This window comes from Alsobacter sp. (assembly GCF_059501845.1).
In genome coordinates this window covers 238,789-254,334 of sequence record NZ_JCACDK010000011.1, presented here as the reverse complement: position 1 = coordinate 254,334, position 15,546 = coordinate 238,789, and the positions used below count along the sequence as shown (strand labels likewise).

Below are 15,546 nucleotides of genomic sequence, written 5' to 3'. Positions count from 1 at the left end.
CACCCGGCGCACTAAGGTCGCGCCGGTTCCCGGAGAAGCATCCATGTCCAGCCCGCCTCCCGTCGACAACGCGTTCCGCGGCAAACTGCTGGGAGGCGCGATGGAAGCCACCTTCTCCGGGGCGCTGTCCTTCATGCGCCGGCGCTATTCCCATGATCTCGACGGGGTCGACGTGGCTGTGTGGGGGGTGCCCCTCGATACCGCGACATCGAACCGCCCCGGCGCCCGCTTTGGGCCGCAGGCCGTGCGCCGGGCTTCGGCCATCTTCGACGGCGACCCGCAGTACCCGTCCGGCCGCGACCCGTTCGAGGCGATGGCGGTCATCGACTATGGCGACTGCCCAATCGACCACGGGCATCTGGAGACGGTGCCGCAGGTGATCGAGGCGGAGGCCTCGCGCGTGGTCGATGCCGGCGTGCACCTCTGCACCATCGGCGGGGACCACTTCATCACGCTGCCGCTGCTGCGCGCCCATGCCCGCCGGCACGGCCCGATGGCGCTCGTCCAGTTCGACGCCCACCAGGACACCTGGCCCGACGACCCCGGCAAGATCTCGCATGGCACGTTCGTGTGCCGGGCGGTCGCGGAAGGGCTCATCGATCCCGCCCGGTCCGTCCAGATCGGGATCCGCACCACGGCTCCCCAGGACTTCGGCATCGCCATCCTCGACAGCTATACGGTCCAGGGAATGGGCGTGGGAGGTGTCGCGGCCGCGGTGACGGAACGGGTGGGGCAGGGGCCCGCCTACCTCACCTTCGACATCGACTGCCTCGACCCCGCCTACGCGCCTGGCACGGGCACGCCTGTCTCGGGCGGGCTCTCCTCGGCTCAGGCTCTCATGATCCTGCGCGAGCTCTGGCCGCTCGACTGGCGCGGCATGGACGTAGTTGAGGTCGCGCCAGCCTATGACCATGCCGATATCACGGCCATCGCGGCCTCCACCATCCTGCAGCACCATCTGCAGATGCTGGCCGGCAAGAAGGCGGCACGGTAAGCGCCGCACCATCGCGCCGCAGCGAAGGAACGCGCCGGATGGGGGCGCATTCCTCCTGCCGTGACCGCCGAGTGAAAGCAGGACAAGGCCGCAGGCCGCACAAGCCGGGAGGCGCTTGGCATCATCTCTGCATGTTGCATTGCAGCATGAACTCAGGAGGCCATGATGCAGTGCACAAGCTATCCCGCCGTGCTGGCCGGTTTCGTCCTGTTGCTGTCGTTTGCCGCACTGCAGACCCCTTCGGTCGCGGGAGGCCCCGCAGCAGACCCTTTCCTCGTCTACGTCGCGCGGATGAACGATGACGGCACGCTCAGTTCCGAGCGCAACGCGCAATGTGACGCGCGGGTCGCCTGCGAGGTCCCGGTCGTGATCGGACGTCCGGACCTCGATTCCGTCATGGTCCGGGTGACCGAAGCCGATACGGGCGGGTTCAGCGTCGTGCAGATCGGTTCCGACCGGCAGGGCAGGCTGGCCTTCGGGCGGCGGCAGGACGTCTTCTGGGGACCTGCGGGATCGGTGACGATGACCATTCCCGCCCGGCCGCTCCGCCCGGCGCCCGAAGACGATGAACGCGCCATCTTCGGCCTGACGATGCGGGACGACCTGCCGGAGGTGGCGCGGATCGTCGTCGCGGTGAAGGACCTGAGGCGCGCAGCCACGCAGAGGTGAACCGGCCGACGGCACGCCGTATTGACACCGTCATGGCGCTCCGTCATCGAAGCGCCTCCGCGGTGGTCCATGACCGTCGCGCGGTCCTGCGGAGACGGCCATGGCGCGTGTTTTCATCGACGGAGAGGCGGGCACGACGGGGCTCGGCATTCGCGAGCGTCTGGCCGGCATGCGCGATATCGAGATCGTCAGCATCGCCCCGGAGCACCGCAAGGATCCCGGCGCACGCCAGGAGCTGATGGGGAAGGTCGACGCGGTCGTCCTCTGCCTGCCCGACGACGCCGCGAAGGAGTCGGTCGCGCTGGCGGCTGCCCTCGGCTCCGCCGCGCCGCGCGTGCTCGATGCCTCGACGGCCCACCGCGTCGCCGACGGCTGGACCTATGGCTTCGCCGAGCTGGCCCAAGGCCACGCCGACGCGATCCGCACGGCACGTCTCGTCGCCAATCCCGGCTGCTATCCCACCGGAGGAATCGCCCTGCTCAGGCCGCTGGTCGACGCCGGTCTCGTCGCCCGGGACCAGGCCGTCAGCGTCAATGCCGTCAGCGGCTACTCCGGCGGCGGCAGGTCGATGATCGAGGCCTATGAGGCGGGGACGGCGCCGGATTTCGAGCTGTACGGTCTGGGGCTCGAGCACAAGCATGTGCCGGAGCTGCAGCGCTATTCGGGCCTCTCGCGCCGGCCCATCTTCGTGCCGTCGGTCGGGAATTTCCGGCAGGGCATGCTCGTCAGCATCCCGCTGCATCTCGACGACCTGCCGGGACAGCCGAAGGCCGCCGAACTGGAGGAGGCGCTGCGCGCCGCCTATCCCGCCGGCGGGCTCGTGTCCGTCCGCCCGGCTACGAAGGACGGCAAGCTCGAGCCGCAGGCTCTGAACGACACGGATGCGCTGGAACTCTACGTCTATGGCAGCGAGGCACGGCGGCAGGCGGTGCTCGTGGCGCGCCTCGACAACCTCGGCAAGGGAGCCTCGGGAGCTGCGGTGCAGAACCTCCGGCTGATGCTGGGGCTGGACTGAGCCGTCCCGCCACCGGCGTGCATCACGCGCCGGCGCCGCCCTTGACGAAGGCCACGACGTCGTCGAGCACAGGGGCACGGTCGCGGAACGGCGACGCGATGGCCGTCAGGATGCCGGCGTGGCCAATGTCGGGGTAGGTCTTCTCGACGACCGGCACGCCGAGTTCCCGCAGCCGCTTCGCCAGTGCAACCGTGTTGCGGGGATAGACGGTGCGGTCCTCCGCCCCCGTCGCCAGGAAGGCCGGCGGCGCGCTGCGTGTCGCCACGATCACCGGCTGGGTGCGCGGCAGGTCGGGATAGGACCCGAACGCGGTCTGCGTGGCGCCGACGTCGAGCGGCAGGAAATCGTAGGGACCGGCCAGGCCGATCAGGCCGGCATAGACCCGGCCCTGCAGTCCGGCCTGGCGCGTGAATAACGGCGTCACGGCGACCATGGCCGCGTTATAGGCTCCGCTGGAGTGCCCCATGACGAAGATGCGGCCGGGGTCGCCGCCATGGTCCGCCACGTTGCGCTTCAGCCACACGGTCGCCGCCGCGCTGTCCTCCACGAAGGCCGGGAAGCGCACCTCGGGAACCAACCGGGTGTCCACGACGGCGGTGACGATGCCGCGCGCCGCCAAAGCCTCGCCGACAAAGGCGTAGGAGGCACGCTCGCCGCTGTCCCACGACCCGCCATAGATGAACTGGACGACGGGAGCTCCGCGCACCGGCTGGGCCGGAACATAGAGGTCCAGCTTCTGCCGCGCCTCGGGTCCGTAGGCCGCTCCGTCGACGGCCTTTCTTGCCCCGGCTTCCGCTGGGACAATCGCGTTGAAGGCGCCGACCGCCGAGCAGGACGCGAGAAGCGGGGCTGCGAGGAGGGGTACCAGCGCGCTGCGGCGGGTCCAGAGAGGCGGAGAGGACATACGTGATCCGGCGTGGCAACGGCCGCGACAATGGGTGAGTCTGCCTCCGCCGTCCATCGCGGGTTGTGTCGCAGGCGACGGCGGTCAGGCCAGGCCGGGCAGCACGTAGTCGGGAACGACGCCGTGATGGGCAAGCTCTCCCGCCAGCGCCCGCTCGTCGAGGGTGGCGAGGATCCCCGTCCGCACGAGGACGACCGCGGCTCCGAAACCTCGTGCGCCGACAACATCATGCTCGACGCTGTCGCCGACGCACAGCACCTCGGAGGGGTTTGAGACCCCGGCGACCTCTGCGGCCGCTTCGTAGATCTCGCGATAGGGCTTGCCGATCCACGTCACCATCCCGCCGAGTTCCTGGTAGAGCTCGGCGATCCGGCCGGACCCGAAGGTCGTGCCTGTCCCGGTCAGCATGATCCGGTCGGGGTTGGTGCAGACGGCCGGAGCACCGCGCCGTGCAGCGGGCGCCAGCATGGTCCTGTAGCCGTCGAGCCCGACCGCTTCGCCCCGGCTGCCGCCGATGAGCACGAGGTCTGCCTCGCTGCCGTCCTTGGCATGGGTGTAGCCCAGGCTGTCCGCCAGGTCGCTGTCTGGTCCGGTGGTGATCGACAGGCAGCGTGTTGCCGCGCCGGACGGAACGGGCAGCCCGCCTGCCTGCAGGAACCGCCGTGCGACGTCACCAGAGGTAACGACGTGGTCGACGAGGTCCGCACCAAAGCCGAAGCGTGCGAGCCGGCCTGCGTTCACCTCGCCGGACCGGCCTGAGTTGGACAGCACCAGGACCAGGGCTCCCCGTGCCTTCAGGGCCCGCAGAGCCTCCTGCGCACCAGGGTAGGGTTTATGCCCGTCATGCAGCACGCCATACTGGTCCGTGAAGACGATCCGGTAGGGGGCGGACGCGGAGAGGAAGCGCGAGGCAGAAGGGCCGGGCACGGCCCTCGCATTGTCTTGGGACACGGGAAGGTTCACCGCACGGGCTCGGCGGGAGCGCCCGCGAACCAGGTCTCGAAGGCGGCCCGCTGCTGGGCCGTCAGGTGCAGGCCGTGCTTGGTGCGGCGGTCGAGGATGTCCTCGGCCGTGTCGGCCCACTCCGTCTCGGCGAGGAATCGGGCTTCCCGCTCATAGAGCGTTCCGCCGAAATGGTGGCCGAGTGCCGCGAGGTTTTTAGCGCCGTGCAGCAGCGCTTCGGTGCGGGTGCCGTAGCGCCGGGCGTAGCCGTGCGCCACATCCTGCGGCAGCCAGGGATGCGCCTTGCGCAGCGCTGCGAGGAAGCGGTCGAAGTCGGCGTCCGGCATGTCGCCGCCCGGCATGGGGACCTTGGCTGTCCAGGCACCGGCCATCTGCGGGAAGAAGGGCGCAAGCTTCTCGATCGCGTGCTCGGCGAGCTTGCGGTAGGTGGTGATCTTGCCGCCGAAGACCGACAGGAGAGGAGCGCCGCCCTGGGGCGCGTCCACGTCGAACACGTAGTCGCGGGTGACGGCGCTGGGGTTCGCGGCCTTGTCGTCGTAGAGCGGCCGCACTCCGGAGAAGGAGTGCACCACGTCGTCCGGGGTCAGCTGGACCTCGAAATAGCGGTTGATGACGCGCAGCAGGTAGTCGACCTCGTCCTGCGCGATCTCGACCTCGTCGGCGGATCCCGTGAACGGGATATCCGTCGTCCCGATCAGCGCCATGTCCCCTTCGTACGGGTTCACGAAAATCACCCGCTTGTCGTCGTTCTGAAGAAGGTAGGCCTGCTCGCCTTCCCAGAACTTGCGGGTGATGATGTGGCTTCCCTTGACGAGCCGGACCCTGTCCTCGGCATTGCGGCCGGTGCGGCGCAGCACCTCCTCCACCCAGGGTCCCGCCGCATTCACGACGACCTTCCCGCGTGCCGTGAGGTTGCTGCCCTTGCGGGTGTCCCTGAGCTCGACGGTCCACTCATCGGCTCCGCGCCGGGCGCTGACGAGGGGACTGCGGGTCTTCACCATGCCCCCGCGCTGGCGGACGTCGAGGGCGTTCAGGACCACGAGACGTGCGTCGTCCACCCAGCAGTCCGAGTACTCGAAGGCGCTCGAATACTCCTTGCGGATCGGCTTGCCCTCCGGGCTGCGCCGCAGGTCGAGTTTCCGCGTGGGAGGCAGCTTCTGGCGGCCGCCGAGGTTGTCGTACAGGAAGAGGCCGAGCCGGATCAGCCACACCGGGCGCTGCTCCGGGCTGTGTGGCAGCACGAAGCGCATGGGCCAGATGATATGCGGCGCGGCGTCGAGCAGAACCTCGCGCTCGATCAGCGCCTCGCGCACCAGCCGGAACTCATAGTATTCGAGGTAGCGCAGGCCGCCATGGACGAGCTTGCCCGATCGCGACGACGTGCCCTGCGCGAGGTCGTCCTTCTCGCACAGGAGGACGGAGAGGCCCCGTCCGGCCGCATCCCGCGCGATGCCGGCGCCGTTGATGCCGCCGCCCACCACGATCAGGTCGAACTGTCCGAGATCCTGCATCAGCGTCGTTCCGAAATTTGCATCCGTGTCAGGCGGCCTCGAGGCCGTGCGAGACGGCCCGCGTCGTTGCCGGATCGAAGACGTGGAGGTCGGACGCGGCGATCGAGTATCGCAACGTGTCACCTCGGCGGGCGGCGATCGGGGCGTGCGAAACCGCGACGAGGAGCTTGCCGGCGACCTCCATCGCGATGTGGCTCTGGTCGCCCAGCCACTGGTTGGACATGACCATCGCCTCGTTCGCACCGCTACCGAGTCGTACGGCGTGGGGACGCACCCCGATCACAACCTTGTCGCGCTTTCCGATGGCATCGCGCACGGCCTGGGGGAGATCGCTCGCCGGATAGTCGAGACCCGGCCCGCCGGCGACCTTGAAGGACAGCCGGTCGGCATTGACCACGCCGGCGTCGAAGACGTTCATGGGCGGCTCTCCGATGAAGGTCGCGACGTAGAGGTTGGCCGGGCGTTCCTTGAGCTCTTTCTGGCTCGCGAACTGCTGCAGGACGCCGCCTTCCATCACCGCGATCCTGTCGGCCAGCGCATTGGCCTCCGTCTGGTCGTGGGTGACGAAGATGGAGGTCATGCCGCGCTCGAGGAGAAGGCTCTTCAGCCGTCCGCGCAGCACCGAGCGCAGCTGCGGCTCCAGCTGCCCCATGGGCTCGTCGAGGAGATAGAGGTCCGCCCTGCGGACGAGGGCGCGGGCGAGTGAGGCACGCTGTTGCTGGCCGCCGGAGATCGACGAGGGGTAACGGTCGAGAATCGGCTCGATCTCGACCAACGCCGCCACGTCCGACACCGCCTTGGAGACCTCCTGCGGGCTCGCCTTGCCGCTCTTCAGCGCGAAGGCGATGTTGTCGCGCACCGTCAGCGGCGGGTAGAGCGAGTAGCCCTCGAAGGCCATCGCCACGTTGCGCCGGGCAGGAGGGAGACCCTCGATGCGGCGGCCGGCCAGCGTGATCGAGCCGTTGGTGACGTCCTCGAAACCCGCGATCATCCGCAGCGTGGAGGTTTTTCCGCAGCCCGACGATCCGAGCAGGGCGACGATCTCGCCCTTCTGGATCGTCATGTCGAGCTTCTTCACGGCGTGGACGGCCGGCTTGCCGCGGCGCTCGTAGATCTTGTCAACGCCGTCGATGGACAGGGCGATGTCGGGCATGCGGTCGTCCTCAGGCGGCGCGCGGCGGGATACGCCGGCCGCTCTCGGCTTCAAAAAGCAGGATGGAATCGGGGTCGAAGCGGGCGAAGGCCGGCCCGTGACGGCGCGGAGCCTCGTCCGTGCCGGCCTCGGAGGCCAGCATCTCGCGTCCGTCCTGCGTGCGCAGCAGGAGCACGGTCTTCTCGTTGAGCGGCGTCACGGCGACGACCTCGACGGGGAAGCTGTCGGGAGCCGCCGTCTCCTCGACGACGATGCTCTCGGGCCGCAGGGCGAGCGAGCAGCCACGGCCCGCGGCATGCGCGAAGCTCGCCGGAAGCGAGAGCGCCTTGCCGCCGACGCTGACGGTCGGGACACCATTGACGAGAGCCGGGTCGACGGGAACGACATTGATCGTGGGATCGCCAAACAGCCGGGCGACACCGAGCGTTGCCGGCTGACGGTAGATCTCGGCAGGGGTGGCCACCTGAGCAAATCCGCCGCCCAGCAGCACGGCAATGCGGTCGCCCAGCGCCATGGCTTCCTTGTAGTCCTGCGTGACGTAAAGAACCGTCGAGCCCGAAGCTTTCAGGAGCGAGGGAAGTTCCAGCCGCATCTCGTAGCGCAGCTTCGCGTCGACGTTGCGCAGCGGGTCGTCGAGCAGGAGGATCTTGGGGTCCGCCACGAGGGCGCGGGCGAGGGCCGTGCGTTGCTTCTGGCCGTTGGAGAGTTCGCGTGGCGCGTGCTGCATCACGTGCGAGATCTTCAGCAGGCTCGCGACCTTGTCCACCTTGCCGCGGATGCTGTCTGATGTCGCGCCGCGAGCGGTGAGTGCGCTGGCGACATTGTCGAACGCCGACATGTGCGGAAACAGTGCGAAGTTCTGGAAGGCCATGCCGACGCCGCGTTCCTCGGGCGGCGCGTCGCTGACGTCGGTGCCCGCAAGCCGGATGGCGCCGGAATCGAGTTCCTCCACGCCTGCGACCAGGCGCAGAAGCACGGTCTTGCCTGTCCCGGACGGGCCGAAGATCACGACGATCTCGCCCGTCTCGGCGGCGAGCGAGACGCCGTCGAGAACCTTGCCGGTCTTGAAGCCCTTCGAGACGCTCTGCAGTTCGATCTGGGCCATGGCTTATCCCTTCACCGCGCCGAGCGAGAGACCCTCGACGAGGTAGCGCTGGGCATAGAGTGCCAGTGCCAGCGTCGGCGCGATCGACAGCACGATTGCGGCGGCGATCTGGCCGTACTGGATCCCCGAGGCCGTGACGAAGGCGAGCGCGCCCACGGTCACCGGCTGCTTGTCGGCGGAGGCCAGAACCAGCGCGAAGACGAAGTTGTTCCAGCAGAAGATGAAGGCGAGCAGCCCCGCCGCGGCGATGCCGGGGCCCGCCAGCGGCACCGCGATCTTGAAGAAGGTCCGCCACCACGAATGGCCGGCGATGCGATAGGCGTGCTCGATGTCGGGCGAGATGTCCTCGAAATAGCCGCGGACGATCCACAGGATCAGCGGCAGCGCGATGAGCTGGTACACCCAGATCAGGCCGACATAGGTGTCGGTGAGCCCGAGCTGCTGGAAGTAGAGCGACAGCGGCAGCAGGACGAGCAGTGGCGGCGCGAAGCGGAACGAGAGCAGCGTGAAGGCGATGTCCTCGCCCAGCCGGAACTTGAACCTCGCGAAGGCATAGGCGGCGGGCACGCCCAGGATGAGGGCAACCAGCACCGACACCGTGGAGAGCAGCAGGCTGTTCCACAGGTTTTTCATGAAGGCGATGTCGAGGTTGCCGGCGGTCGAGGACAGTTTGCCCGTGATCAGCGCGACGTAGTTCGACAGCGTCGGGGTGAAGAAGACGCTCGGCGGTATGCGCAGGATGTCCTCGTTCGTCTGGAACGACATGAGGAAGATCCAGACGATCGGGAACAGGAAGAAGATCAGGATCAGCGCGATCAGGACGCCGCGCACCACCTTCTCGAGGGACGAGGTGTGTTCCATGCCGGCCTCCCTAGGTCGCGCCGTGCGCGCGTTCGCGCAGCTTGAGCCACTGCTTGATGAAGACGTTCGACAGCGCGTAGGTGATCGCCCACAGGATGATCAGCAGCGCCGAGGACTTGCCGACGTTGGTGTACTGGTAGAACTCGAGGTAGCTGCGGACCTGGAAGACCAGCAGCGTGTTTCCGGGCCCGCCCTGCGTCATGGCGTAGATGATGTCGAACTGCTGGATCGAGTCGAGCAGGCGAAACAGCGTCGCGGTGACGATGTAGGGCATCAGCATCGGCAGCGTGATGCGGAAGAAGACGAACCGGCGCGGCACGCCGTCGAGCGCGGCGGCTTCGAAGGGCTGTTTCGGCAGCGAGCGCAGGCCCGCCAGCAGCAGGATCATGATGAAGGGCGTGTAGACCCACACGTCGACGAGCACGACGGTGAACAGCGCCGAGTTCGGGCTCGAGGCCCATTTGAAGTCCTGCACGCCCATGAGCTGGACGAGGTAGGACAGCACGCCGAAATTGGGGTTCGTCATCAGCTTCCACATCAGCGCGGCGAGTGCCGGCGCCGTCATCAGCGGAAGCAGGAGGATGATGGAGACGAAGTTGTTGAACCGGGTCTGCCGCTGCAGCAGCAGCGCGATCACGAGACCGAGGACCAGTTCCACGCCGACGGTGAGCCCGGTGTAGAGCAACGAGACCCGGACCGTGTTCCAGAACTCCGCGTCCCACAGGAAATTCTTGTAGTTGTCGAACCAGATGAAGCCCTTCATCGCCGGCAGGTTCAGCCGGAAGCGCATCATCGAGTAGTACACTGCCGTGAAGAACGGGATGATGATGCCGATGCACACCAGCAGCGCGGGCAGGCTGAGCAGATAGGGCAGCCACCGTGCTCGGCGCTTGCGCTGGACTGGCTGGGGGAGTGCTGCGGCGGTCATGGGCGGCTCGTTCAGGGTCGTGGTTCGGGGCGCGGGATAGGTCGGCCGCTTGGGCCTGTCCCAACGTCGGCGGGCACTGGCTGGACCTCGGCCGTACCCGGCTGAAAGGAACGGCGCGCGCCGGAGCGCGCGCCGTCCGTCAATGCGTTCCGGGCCTGGCCTTAGCCGAGACCGGCGTCCTTGAGCTGCTGGTTGATCGAGTTCGCGAGCTGGTCGAGACCCTCCTCCACCGGCACCTGCTTGGCGACCATCTTCTGGAGCGTCTCGGCCCACTGGGTCGTGACGTCGAAGAAGAGCGGCTGGGCGGTGAAGTAGATCTTCGCGCCCGGCGCCGAGGCGTCATGCTGGTCGAGATAGCCGGGATACGACTTGGCGATACGCTGGCGGAACTCGTCGTCCTTCCACACCGAGGCGCGGACGGGGTTGACGAAGTCCATCTTGCGAGCGCCGAACAGGTCGTGCTCCTTGCTGGAAGCCCACTGCATGAAGTACCAGGCCGCGTCCTTCTGCTTGCCGAAGGCGTTCATCGCCAGCGACCAGATCCAGACGTTCGGCGTCGGGGCCTTGGCAGCGGGGTTGGCTGCGAAGGCGTGGAAGCCGAGGTTGCCCCGCTCCTTGTTCTCGCCGCCGTTCATGAAGTAGCCGAGGATGTCGGCGTCGAAGATCGTCGCCGAGGCGCCGGCGCCGAGGTCCGTGCCGACCTGGTACCAGGTGTAGGTCGACCAGTTCTTCGGGCCCGAGTTCTGGATCATCTCGACCCAGAGCTTGTGGTAGGCCTTCGAGCCCGCCGTGTTCATCGCCGCGGACAGCTTGCTGTCCGCCGAGACGTTCAGGTCCTTCTCGCCGTAGTTGGCGTAGCCGGACAGGAAGCCCGGGTGGATCGTCGCCCAGGAGCGCGAGCCGCGGACGCCGATGCCGTATGGGCCGCCGAGGTCCTTGGTCAGCTTGGCGGTGGTCTCGATCATCTCCGGGAGGTTGTTGGCAGGCTTCACGCCGGCCTTTTCATACATCTTCCGGTTGTAGGTGACTGAGTTCAGCTCGTAGCCCCACGGAATGCACCACTGCTTGGCATCTGCCGAGCCGAGGGCGCCGCCGGGGACGCCGTTCCACGCCGTCGAGGCGCGCAGGCCGGGAAGCACGTCTTCCCAATTGTAGTTGGGGTTCGTCTTGGCCGGATCCTTGATGTACTCGTTGAGGTCGTCGACCCAGCCAGCCGGGCCGTAGGTCCAGGTCATGTAGGCGCCGGTCATGAAGGCGTCGTACTGGCTGGACTTGGACGACAGGGCGGCAGTGACCTTGTCGAAGTACACGTCCTCGGGGAACACGTCGTAGGTGACGTCGATGCCCGTCAGGGTCTTGAAGGCCGCCAGGTCGGCAATCATCGCATCGGCATAGGGGTGCTTGTTCAGAAGCAGGTGCACCTTGCTGCCGTTGAACTTCTTCCAGTCGAAATCGGCTGCCAGCGCGGCCGTCGTCGCCTGGCTCAGCATGGTGCTGGCGGCCGCGGCGCTAATGCCGAGCTTGCCAGCCCCTTCCATCAGTTCGCGGCGGCTCACCTTGTTCTTGGCGAACTGCTCGAACAGGTCCCTCGCTTTGTCGCTCATTCGTTTTCTCCCAGACAGGGGTTTCTTGATCCGTTTCTTCTTGTCGCCGGGTCTTTGCCCGGCTTCTCAAGCCACCAGCGCCTTGGCGGTGCACTCGTCCGTGATGATGCCAAAGATCAGGCCGCTCGCCAGGGCGGCGCGGATGGCGTCGACCTTCGTCAGGCCTCCCGCGATCGCCACCGTCTTCTGGCGCCCAATGTCCTCAGCGGCCATTGAAAGCGTCCGGGCGGAGAGTCCGTTCTCGATGAGGCGGCCGGACAGATCGAGGATGTGCCCGAGCACCTCGCCGACACCGCCCGAGGCGCGCGCCTCGTCGAATTCCTCACGCTCGATCATGCCGGTCGACACGATGGAGGCACCGTCGTCGAGCGAGCCGATGCCGACGAGCCTCAGCGTGGCCTGCACGCCCATCTCGACGACGGGGGCGACGCCACGCTGCTCAAGCAGGACAGCCCGGTCCTCGACGGTGTTGGCGTAGAAGGGCAGGGGAAGCACATACGCCTCCGCTCCGGTGCGCTCGACGAGGCGATGGATGACATCGTAGGGCGTCGTCGCGAAGCGGCGGGTGAGACCGCCCAGCAGCGACACGAACCTGGTTCCGCGCACCTGCATGCGGGGCAGGGCGGACACGCAGGACGCCAGCGTCCTGCCGTGGCCGAATCCGATCACGGCGTGCTCGCCCTGCTCGAGGGCGAGGCGGAGATAGCGGCTGCCGGCTATCGAGAGCGTCTTCAGAGGCAGGCCGGTCTCGTCGAGGTCCGGGGCGACCTCGCACATGCCCAGGCCGTAGCGGGCCTTGAGCCTCTCCTCCAGCTGGATGCACTCGGCGATATCGCCGTCGATGGTGACGCGGACGAGGCCGTTGCGGTTGGCGCGCGCCACGAGGCGGTGGGCCTTGACGCTGGGAATGCCGAGACGCTTGGCGACTTCGCCCTGCGTCAGGCCACCGGCGTAATGCAACCACGCGGCACGGATGCAGAGCTCCATGTCCTCGTCGTAGCTCGTCCTCGGCGTTTCCATGTTCACGACAGCGGACCTGTCATTTTTTTCTACCCTTGATGTTTTTTCCATTCTCGGATGAATTGTCAAGCGAGCAGGCAAGGGGTTAGACGAACTCGCGTCGAGATCGCGCGTCGTATCCTGGCAGGGCCGGGATTGCCCGGTACGCTCGACCGGAACCCTTGCCCAGGGAGGACAGCATGAAGATCGTGATCGGCGCCGACAGCGCCGGAAAGCCGCTTCTGGACGTAATCGCAGCCCATCTCGCGACGAAGCCGGGCATCGAGGTCACCGACCTTTCCAAGTCGGGATTCTACGCCGATATGGCGGCGGGCGCGAGCGAGACGATCCTCGACGGCTCGCACGAACGCGGCATCCTCGTCTGCGGCACAGGCATCGGCGTGTGCATCTCCGCCAACAAGGTGCCCGGCATCCGCGCGGCGCTGACGCACGACACCTATTCCGCCGAGCGGGCCGCCAAGTCCAACAACGCGCAGATCATCACGATGGGCGCACGCGTCATCGGGCCCGAACTCGCCAAGGCCATCGTCGATACCTGGCTCGCCTCGGAGTTCGACCCGAACGGGTCCAGCGCCGGCAACGTCAAGGCCATCGACGGCCTCGATTCCAGGTACGGCAAGAACGCCTGAACGGGAGACGGCTGGCGATGGGCTTCCGCCTCTCGGTCAACACCAACCCCTTCGTCAACCGGTATGCCGAGCCGGCCGAGCTCATCCGTGCCATCGCCGAGGATGTGCGCATCGGCTACATCCAGCTGGTGCACGAGTTCATCAACCCGGCCTGGCCGGCGCCCGTGATCCGGCGCCTGACGGACGAGATGGCTGCGGCGTGCAACCGGCACGGCGTGCGCGTCACGTCGCTGATGACCGGTCCCTATGGCCGGCTGAACCATTTCGGCCATCCCGACCGCGAGGTCCGCGACTATTATGTCGGCTGGTTCTCGACGATGGTCGATATCGCCGCCGACCTCGGTTGCCCTGCCGTCGGGACCCAGTTCGCGATCCTCACCTATCGCGACTGGGACGACGCTGACCTGCGGCGCGAGCGGCTCGGTCAGGCGCTCGACTGCTGGCGCCAGCTCGCCGAGCATGCCGAGCGGAAAGGCCTCGACTTCCTGTTCTGGGAGCCCATGTCCGTCGGGCGCGAGCTCGGCCATACCGTCGCGGACACCGCCGCGCTGCAGGACGAGATCGACAAGGCGGGTCTCCCGCTGCCCCTGAAGCCGATGGTCGACATCGATCACGGCGACGTATCGTCACCGAACCCTGCCGACACCGATCCCTATGTCTGGGCCCGGGATTTTGCGGCGCGGTCGCCGATCATTCACATCAAGCAGAGCTCGGCCAACAAGGGCGGCCACTGGCCCTTCACGGCGCAGCACAATGAAGGCGGCCGCATCGTGCCGCCAAAGCTGCTCGACGCGGTGCGAGCCGGGGGCGGGACGGACAACGAGCTGTGCATGGAGTTCGCGTTCCGGGAACGCGAGCCGGCCGACAGGGCCGTCGTTCCGATGACGCGTGAATCGGTGGATTTCTGGCGGCCCTTCGTCGACACCGGCTTTGCCGCTTAGGCAAGCGGTCCTCGCGTCACTTCTTGCCGCGGTAGCTCCACCAGACCCAGCCGCCGAAGGCGACGCTCGCCACGGCGATCACCAGCAGGATCCACCACCCCGCCGCGAACAGCGTCGGCTCGGCTGCAGGGGGTGCTGTCTCCTGGGCCATGGCGGATTGTGCCGCCAAGGTGACCCCGACGAATGCCGTGACCCGCGCGAGACCGCGTCCCGTCTTGCTGTGCTGGCGCATCGTCCGGTCCCGATCCTGTCCACACCCATGCTCGGGCCAACTGGCGGGCGGCTTCACCGTTCCCGGCGAGCCGGGCGGACGTCAGCGCTAGCCCATGCGGGCGAGCAACGTGCGGCCGGCGGCGGAAAGCACCCAGCGTTTGCGGCGGCCGTCGGTGGCCGGTCCGGGTTCGGCTTCCACCAGCTGGCGGGCTTCCAGCCTCGCGAGGCTTCGGGACACCGACGCGTTGACAGAAAGGGAGGCCTCGAGGCCCAGCGCCTCGATTACCTCGCGCGTCGTGGGACCAAAACGGGCGGGGTTGCCGAGAACCCGCAGGATCCTCATCTGCCTGATGTCCAGCCCGCCCCAGCGCGCACGGTCTCCCGTGCGCGGCTCCGTATCATCGTCCCAGCGCTTCATGCCCATCCGTTCCAGCTGCGCGCGCAGGCTGGACCGGCTGGCGTCACCGGCTCGCTGCTTCATTCGCTCGCATTCGAGCAATCCGCTTCATTTCCCGGGCTGGAGCGTGGCCTTTTACGGGCGAGGTGGCGGCAGGCCTGTCACCCGACCTCTGTTTTTCTCAAGCCGTCGAGCTCGGGCATCAGGATGACGCTCTCCTGCTCGTTTGGATCGGTCCGCGAGATCACGGCCGTGCAGGGCTCCGACTGGCTGGGATTATAGGGCAGGTGGGGCACTCCGGCGGGGATGTAGACGAAATCGCCTGCGCCGGCCTCGAGATGCTGCTCGAGATTGTCGCCGTACCACATGCCTGAGATGCCGCTCAGCACATAGAGCGCCGTCTCGTGCGCCTCATGCCGGTGCGCCTTCGCCCTGGCGCCGGGCGGGATCGTGACCAGCTGCATGTGGATGTGAGACGCGCCGACCGTCTGCGCCGACACTGCTGCCGCGTAGCTGAGACCCTGCTTGCCGGTGAAGGCGGCTCCCGCCTTCAGCACGTGGCACCCGGCGGGGTGCTTCGACCCTTGCTGCGATGTGCTCATGGCGACCTCTTTCCCGTGTGGAGTTTCGGCACGTCCG

The 15,546-nt window shown here is 67.5% G+C and carries 17 protein-coding genes; 5 read left to right on the top strand and 12 right to left on the bottom strand.

What is annotated here, in order from left to right:
- Positions 1-43 precede the first annotated feature (43 nt).
- From speB to argC, 3 genes are all read left to right on the top strand, one after another.
- Positions 44-994 carry an agmatinase gene (gene speB / locus AC5JCN_RS08655; protein ID WP_495754632.1) on the top strand — a complete coding sequence of 317 codons (951 nt, stop codon included), beginning with the start codon at positions 44-46 and terminating at the stop codon, positions 992-994.
- Between the two features lie 162 nt (positions 995-1,156).
- Positions 1,157-1,663: a hypothetical protein gene (locus AC5JCN_RS08650; RefSeq protein ID WP_495754631.1), complete on the top strand. Its 507-nt coding sequence runs from the start codon at positions 1,157-1,159 to the stop codon at positions 1,661-1,663.
- A 100-nt stretch (positions 1,664-1,763) separates the two neighbouring features.
- Positions 1,764-2,678 (top strand): N-acetyl-gamma-glutamyl-phosphate reductase, encoded by a 915-nt coding sequence (gene argC / locus AC5JCN_RS08645; RefSeq protein ID WP_495754630.1) that lies wholly within the window; start codon positions 1,764-1,766, stop codon positions 2,676-2,678.
- Positions 2,679-2,700: 22 nt separating this feature from the next.
- On the opposite strand, the gene AC5JCN_RS08640 is transcribed toward argC, so the two are convergent.
- The 9 genes from AC5JCN_RS08640 to AC5JCN_RS08600 form a co-directional block, all read right to left on the bottom strand.
- Positions 2,701-3,582 carry an alpha/beta hydrolase gene (locus AC5JCN_RS08640; protein WP_495754629.1) on the bottom strand — a complete coding sequence of 294 codons (882 nt, stop codon included), beginning with the start codon at positions 3,580-3,582 and terminating at the stop codon, positions 2,701-2,703.
- A gap of 84 nt (positions 3,583-3,666) precedes the next feature.
- The gene (locus tag AC5JCN_RS08635; protein ID WP_495754628.1) at positions 3,667-4,533 is read right to left on the bottom strand and encodes a TIGR01459 family HAD-type hydrolase; all 867 of its coding nucleotides are present in this window, start codon (positions 4,531-4,533) and stop codon (positions 3,667-3,669) included.
- A gap of 8 nt (positions 4,534-4,541) precedes the next feature.
- A complete protein-coding gene (locus AC5JCN_RS08630) occupies positions 4,542-6,056 on the bottom strand; it encodes a glycerol-3-phosphate dehydrogenase (protein ID WP_495754627.1) in 1,515 nt (504 codons plus the stop codon).
- Positions 6,057-6,084: 28 nt separating this feature from the next.
- Positions 6,085-7,209 (bottom strand): ABC transporter ATP-binding protein, encoded by a 1,125-nt coding sequence (locus AC5JCN_RS08625; protein WP_495754626.1) that lies wholly within the window; start codon positions 7,207-7,209, stop codon positions 6,085-6,087.
- Positions 7,210-7,219: 10 nt separating this feature from the next.
- On the bottom strand, positions 7,220-8,314 hold the full coding sequence (locus AC5JCN_RS08620) for an ABC transporter ATP-binding protein (RefSeq protein WP_495754625.1): 1,095 nt from the start codon (positions 8,312-8,314) through the stop codon (positions 7,220-7,222).
- 3 nt (positions 8,315-8,317) lie between these two features.
- Positions 8,318-9,175 (bottom strand): carbohydrate ABC transporter permease, encoded by an 858-nt coding sequence (locus AC5JCN_RS08615; RefSeq protein WP_495754624.1) that lies wholly within the window; start codon positions 9,173-9,175, stop codon positions 8,318-8,320.
- Between the two features lie 10 nt (positions 9,176-9,185).
- Positions 9,186-10,103 carry a carbohydrate ABC transporter permease gene (locus AC5JCN_RS08610; RefSeq protein WP_495754623.1) on the bottom strand — a complete coding sequence of 306 codons (918 nt, stop codon included), beginning with the start codon at positions 10,101-10,103 and terminating at the stop codon, positions 9,186-9,188.
- A 161-nt stretch (positions 10,104-10,264) separates the two neighbouring features.
- A complete protein-coding gene (locus AC5JCN_RS08605; protein ID WP_495754622.1) occupies positions 10,265-11,707 on the bottom strand; it encodes an ABC transporter substrate-binding protein in 1,443 nt (480 codons plus the stop codon).
- Between the two features lie 66 nt (positions 11,708-11,773).
- Positions 11,774-12,727 (bottom strand): sugar-binding transcriptional regulator, encoded by a 954-nt coding sequence (locus AC5JCN_RS08600; RefSeq protein ID WP_495754621.1) that lies wholly within the window; start codon positions 12,725-12,727, stop codon positions 11,774-11,776.
- A 179-nt stretch (positions 12,728-12,906) separates the two neighbouring features.
- Here AC5JCN_RS08600 and derI point away from each other — a divergent pair, with 179 nt between their 5' ends.
- Positions 12,907-13,356 carry a D-erythrulose-4-phosphate isomerase gene (gene derI, locus AC5JCN_RS08595; protein WP_495754620.1) on the top strand — a complete coding sequence of 150 codons (450 nt, stop codon included), beginning with the start codon at positions 12,907-12,909 and terminating at the stop codon, positions 13,354-13,356.
- A 17-nt stretch (positions 13,357-13,373) separates the two neighbouring features.
- Complete coding sequence (locus AC5JCN_RS08590; protein ID WP_495754619.1) at positions 13,374-14,297, top strand: sugar phosphate isomerase/epimerase family protein; 924 nt, start codon at positions 13,374-13,376, stop codon at positions 14,295-14,297.
- Between the two features lie 16 nt (positions 14,298-14,313).
- Here the strand turns inward: AC5JCN_RS08590 and AC5JCN_RS08585 are convergent, their stop codons facing one another.
- From AC5JCN_RS08585 to AC5JCN_RS08575, 3 genes are all read right to left on the bottom strand, one after another.
- Entirely contained in the window at positions 14,314-14,529 is a 216-nt protein-coding gene (locus AC5JCN_RS08585; RefSeq protein WP_495754618.1) for a hypothetical protein, read from the bottom strand.
- Positions 14,530-14,616: 87 nt separating this feature from the next.
- Positions 14,617-14,991 (bottom strand): winged helix DNA-binding protein, encoded by a 375-nt coding sequence (locus tag AC5JCN_RS08580; protein ID WP_495754617.1) that lies wholly within the window; start codon positions 14,989-14,991, stop codon positions 14,617-14,619.
- 77 nt (positions 14,992-15,068) lie between these two features.
- Complete coding sequence (locus AC5JCN_RS08575; protein ID WP_495754616.1) at positions 15,069-15,509, bottom strand: cupin domain-containing protein; 441 nt, start codon at positions 15,507-15,509, stop codon at positions 15,069-15,071.
- Positions 15,510-15,546: the final 37 nt, after the last annotated feature.